This is a genomic window from Streptococcus sp. GMD1S (genome assembly GCF_000296875.1).
Lineage (GTDB): Bacteria > Bacillota > Bacilli > Lactobacillales > Streptococcaceae > Streptococcus.
The window spans coordinates 1-1022 of record NZ_AJQY01000178.1 but is presented as its reverse complement, the minus strand read 5'-3'; the positions used below and the strand labels follow the sequence as shown (position 1 = coordinate 1022).

Here is a 1022-nt window from a genome sequence, read left to right as displayed (position 1 = left end):
TCCATATGACCTATATGAAAGAAATCCCAGCTCAAAAACACGCCCTCCAGTATTTAGAGAATTTTTTTGCTCAACACCCCAACCAAAAGGTTATTCTAGCAGGACACTCAAAAGGGGGCAATTTAGCTGTCTATGCTGCCAGTCAACTTGATCCAAACTTGCAGAAAAACATTGTCGCTGTCTATACTTTTGATGCCCCTGGGCTTCACAAGGAACTAACCGAAACACCTGGCTATCAAAACATGATGGAAAGAACGAAAGTATTTATCCCACAAGGTTCTATCATCGGGATGATGCTGGAAATTCCGGATAAAAAAATCGTCGTTCGAAGCACCGCCCTAGGTGGCCTTGCTCAGCACGACACCTTTAGTTGGCAGGTTGAAGACAAACACTTTGTCCAACTGGACGAGACCAATAGTGATAGCCAACAAGTCGACACTACTTTCAAGGAATGGGTTGAAACAGTTCCTGACGAAGAACTGCAGCTCTACTTTGACCTCTTTTTTGGAATTATTCTTGATGCAGGCATCTCTTCTATCAACGACCTTTCTTCCTTTAAGGTCATTGAACACATTCACCATCTCTTTGTACAAGCTCAATCCCTCACTCCCGAAGAAAGAGAAACCATGGGGCGCTTAACCCAACTCTTGATTGACACTCGTTACCAAGCTTGGAAAAATCGTTAAGATAAGAAAGTCAATGAACCACCCGATTCGTTGGCTTTTTTAGAAAAAAGGGTCAGAAAAGTTAGACTAAATCACAAACCTTGACTAGAGATTCTTTTTTTGTTAAAATGTAACAAATCTTATTACATCTAATATAAGATAAATCCATGAAAGGACTTCTACTATGAAATCATTAAAAGGTATTTTATTTATCGGACTTAGTATGCTTCTGACTATCCTAGCTTGGCTCAGTTCAGGTGCTAGTCAGTTTCTAATCCCTGGTTTAGCTCTCACTACCCTCTCACTTACTTTTATACTAGCTAGCCGTTTACCCTTGCTTGAGGCTTGGTTCAACGG

The 1022-nt window shown here is 40.8% G+C and carries 1 protein-coding gene and 1 pseudogene; both read left to right on the top strand.

The features are described from left to right. On the top strand, positions 1-686 hold a 686-nt coding region (locus tag GMD1S_RS08110), incomplete at its 5' end, for an Mbeg1-like protein (protein ID WP_000496925.1). 163 nt (positions 687-849) lie between these two features. Continuing rightward, positions 850-1022, top strand: a pseudogene (locus tag GMD1S_RS12155) (oxidoreductase); the annotation flags it as partial.